At 78.8% G+C, this 3,906-nt stretch carries 3 protein-coding genes; 1 reads left to right on the top strand and 2 read right to left on the bottom strand.

Translation table 11 applies throughout. The features are described 5' to 3' along the window. The coding region (locus tag IDM29_RS15470; protein ID WP_309232753.1) for an ATP-dependent helicase at positions 1–2,278 on the bottom strand (2,278 nt) is incomplete at its 3' end. A gap of 115 nt (positions 2,279–2,393) precedes the next feature. Between IDM29_RS15470 and IDM29_RS15465 the strand changes: the two genes are divergently transcribed. Continuing rightward, a complete protein-coding gene (locus IDM29_RS15465) occupies positions 2,394–3,224 on the top strand; it encodes a class I SAM-dependent methyltransferase (RefSeq protein ID WP_182111906.1) in 831 nt (276 codons plus the stop codon). Between the two features lie 48 nt (positions 3,225–3,272). Here IDM29_RS15465 and IDM29_RS15460 read toward each other — a convergent pair. Next, positions 3,273–3,906: DUF3152 domain-containing protein (locus tag IDM29_RS15460; protein WP_188037745.1), on the bottom strand; the 634-nt coding region annotated here is incomplete at its 5' end.

Raw genomic sequence — 3,906 nt, 5'->3', positions numbered from 1 at the left:
AGCGCGCGACCACCGCGCGCAGGTCGAGCGGCGGCGGCACGGCTACGAGCCGCGGGTCGCCGGCGCCCTCGGCCGGGTCGGGGCCCAGGAGGTCCAGCAGCCCCGAGGGCTGGTGGTCGGTGTCCTGGACGGCGGTCACGAGCAGGCGCCGCCGCGCGCGCGACACGGCCACGGCGAAGGCCCGAAGCTCGTCGTCGAGCACCGCCGCGCGGGCCTCGGCCGAGACCGCCGGCACGGAGGCACCGGGGGCGGCGGCCGAGGCGGCAGGGACCGCCCGGCCCGCGAGGAGCTCGACCAGGTGCTGGGCACCGAGCAGCGAGTCGCGCAGCCGCAGGTCCGGCCAGATCCCCTCCTGGACGCCCGCGACGACGCAGACGTCCCACTCACCGCCCGCGGCTGCCGCCGCCGTCAGGACGGGCACGGACTCCTGGACGTCGCCCTGGGCCGCGAGCGAGTCCGCCGGCAGGTCCTGCGCGCGCAGGTGGTCGAGGAACGCGGTCGGGGGCGCCATCGGCAGGCGGTCGACGAACTGCTCGGCGGCCTTGAACAGCGCCAGCACCGCGTCCAGGTCCCGGTCGGCGCGGGCGCCGCCGGTCCCGCCCGCGAGCGCCCGCCGGCGCCACGGCTCCGCGAGGTCCGCCGCCGACCACAGCGCCCAGAGCACGTCGAGGACCCCGGCCCCCGCCGCACCGGCCGCCTCGCGCCCGGCGCCGATCACGCGCGCGAGGCGCTGCACCGGGCGACGCACCTGCACCGGCAGGGTGGCGGACCGCTCGGGTGCGCCGAGCGCCTCCACCAGCAGCTCGTCGCTCGACCTGTCCCCGCCACCCGCGAGCTCCTCGGCCCGCAGGGCCCGGCGCACGCGCCGCAGCCCGACGGCGTCGATCCCGCCCAGCGGCGAGACCAGTAGCTCCGCCGCGAGCTCGGCGTCGAGCTCACGGGGGCTGAGCACCGCCCCGAGCGCGAGGAGCAGGGGCCGCACGGCGGGCTCGGCGCGCAGCGCGACGTCGCTGCCCACGACGGCGACGGGCACCTGGGCCGCCAGCAGGGCGCGGCGGAGCTCGGTCACCTGCCCGCCCGACCGCACCACGACGGCCATCCGGCTCCACGCCACGCCGTCGTGCAGGTGCGCCGAGCGCAGCGCGTGCGCGACGTAGGCGGCCTCCTGGGCGGGCGAGCGCAGGAACCGCACGGTGACCTCGCCGTCGTGCGCCCCGGGCGCGGGCGCCGCGGCCCGCTGGCTCCGGCCGGGCCCGCGGATCTCGCGCGTCACCGCACGCACCACGTCGCGCAGCGCGCCCCCGTGCCGCCACACGGTCCCGAGCACCACCTCGTCCGCGCCGAAGGCCCCCAGCCCGGAACCCGGCGCGGCGCCCGCCCGCTCGGCCAGACCCGGGGTCGCACCGCGGAAGGTCTGGACGGCGGCGTCCGGGTCCGCGAGCAGCACGAGGTCGGCGCTGCCGGCGACCAGGACGTGCAGCAGCCGTGCCGTGGCCGCCGTGGTCTCCTGGTAGTCGTCCACGACGACGAGCCGCCAGGACGGGCGCGGAGCGCCGGGCACCTCCTGCTCCCAGGCGTGGAGGGCCTCGGCGGCCTCGTCCACCACGACGGCGGCGTCGTACCGGGCGCCGGCGTCCGGCGTCCCCGAGCGCAGCCGCGTGACGTCCAGGTACTCGGCGTAGACGGCGGCGGCCGAGACCCACTCGGGCCGCCCGTGCTCCTCGCCGAGGCGTGCCAGCTCGGCCGGGCGCAGGCCGCGCTCCGCCGCCCGCATCAGCAGGTCCCGGAGCTCGTCCCGGAAGGCGCGCAGGCCGACCGCGGCCGCCGGCACGCGCGCCGGCCAGGCCACCCGCGCCCCCTCGCCCGCCGCGTGACCCGCGAGCAGCTCCGCCAGGACGAGGTCCTGCTCCGGGCCGGAGATCAACGTCGGCGCGGGCTCACCGAGGAGCGAGGCACGCGCGCGCAGGATCGAGAAGGCCGCGGACGCCGGCGTGCGCACCACGGGCTGCCCCGTGGTCCGGCCCAGGCGCGCCGAGAGGTCGTCGCGCAGGCGCGCCGCGGCGCGTCGCGTGGGCGCGAGCACGAGCACGTCCTCGGTGCGCACCTCGCCCGACGCCACGCGCTCGGCGACGAGCGCGAGCGCCGTCGTCGTCTTGCCGGTGCCCGCGGCCCCGCGGACCAGCAGCGCCGGCCCGCGGTGCTCGACGACACGCCGCTGGTCCGCGTCCGGCGCGAGCGCGGCCGTGCGGACCGGCGGGGGAACCAGGGTGACCGTCACGCGCACGATCCCATCACGCGCCACCGACACCCCGGACCGCCCCCTCGGCGGCCCACGCCCGCGGACCGTCCGTCCTCCCTGTCGCCCCACCGCACCGGCCGGGCATGCTGCGGGGATGGAGCACCCCAGCACCGGACCGACGACGGCCGCGCCGCCCGCCGGCGACACCTACACCTTCGGGGACACGCCGACGGCGGCACGACGGCTCGCCCTGCTGGCCGAGGTCTTCGACCCGCCGACCCGGTCGCTCCTGGCGAGCTGGCGACCGGAGGCGCCGGGGCTGGCCGTCGACCTGGGGTGCGGACCCGGCCACACGACCCGTCTGCTGCACGACGTCGGCGCCGCGCGACGCACCGTAGGTCTGGAGCGCTCCGCGGAGTACGTCGCCCGCGGCCGAGCGGGCCTGCCGGCGGGCGCGGAGATCGTGGAGCACGACGTCACGGTCGCGCCGCTCCCCGTGCCACCGGTGGATCTGGCCCTCGCACGCTTCCTGCTCACGCACCTCGCGGACCCGGGCGGCGCGCTGGCGGTGTGGACCTCCGCACTCGCGCCCGCCGGTCGGCTGCTGGCCCAGGAGACCGCGCACATGTCGTCCGCCGACCCGGTGCTCGCGCGCTACTACGAGCTCGTCGCGCAGCTGCAGCGCCACCACGGGCAGGCCCTGGACATCGGCGCCCGCCTGGCCGACCTCGCGCGGGCGACGCCGGGCACGCGCGTCCTGCACGCGGACGTGGTGCCGCTGCGCCCCGCCGTGCCCGCGATGGCGGCGCTGCACGCGATGAACGTGCGCACGTGGCGGACGGACCCGTACGCGGCGGCGGCGTTCGACCCCGTGGAGCTCGACGAGCTCACGGACGCGCTCGACGCGCTCGCCGGGGGCGCGCACCCCACCGGCCCGGTCGAGATGGGCCTCGCCGAGGTGGTGCTGGAGCGGGTCGGGGACTGATCCGCTCCGGCCCGCGGACCCGCCGCCGGAGCGTCAGCCGGAGAACGGTCAGCCGGGGAACGGCCAGCCGTTGGCGACGCAGGGCGCGACGCCGACCGTCTGCTGCTGCATGATCGGCGCCGTCGCCCCGGGGGCCGGGCACTCGACGTGGCGCTTGCCCAGCAGGTGGCCTACCTCGTGGTTGACCAGGTACTGCCGGTACGTCGTGCGGTCGGCGAACTCGTCGGTCCCCTGCACCCAGCGCCGGACGTTGAGCACGGCGTGGCCCCGGGTGCCGCACGAGAAGAGGCCCTCGGTCTCGAGCGGCGCGCACATCTCGTCGACCAGCGACGGCGAGGCGAGGACCACGCGGATGTCGGCGGGCCCGTCCGTCCGCGCGAAGGTCACCGAGCCGTCGGCGCCCCACCCGCGCGGGTCGTTCAGCGTCGCCATCACGGTCTCGGCGAAGAGGGCGCCGTCGACCTCCAGACCGACCTCGACCTCCACGCGGATCGTCCGGACGGGGCGCTCCGGTGCCGGCGCGGCCACGCTCCCCGGCACGACGACGAGCGTGCCCGACGCCGACTCCGGGACGGCGGCCGCGAGCAGGCCCGCCTGCCGGTCGGCGAGCGTGAGACCCGCGGCGTCGACGGCGTTGGGGTCGAGCACGGCGGCGGCCGCCGGGGGCGCGGGCAGCGGCACG

The sequence above is a fragment of the Actinotalea sp. JY-7885 genome, assembly GCF_014525465.1.
GTDB lineage: Bacteria > Actinomycetota > Actinomycetes > Actinomycetales > Cellulomonadaceae > Actinotalea.
The sequence above is the reverse complement of the archived record's forward strand: the minus strand, read 5'-3'. Positions and strand labels throughout refer to the sequence as shown.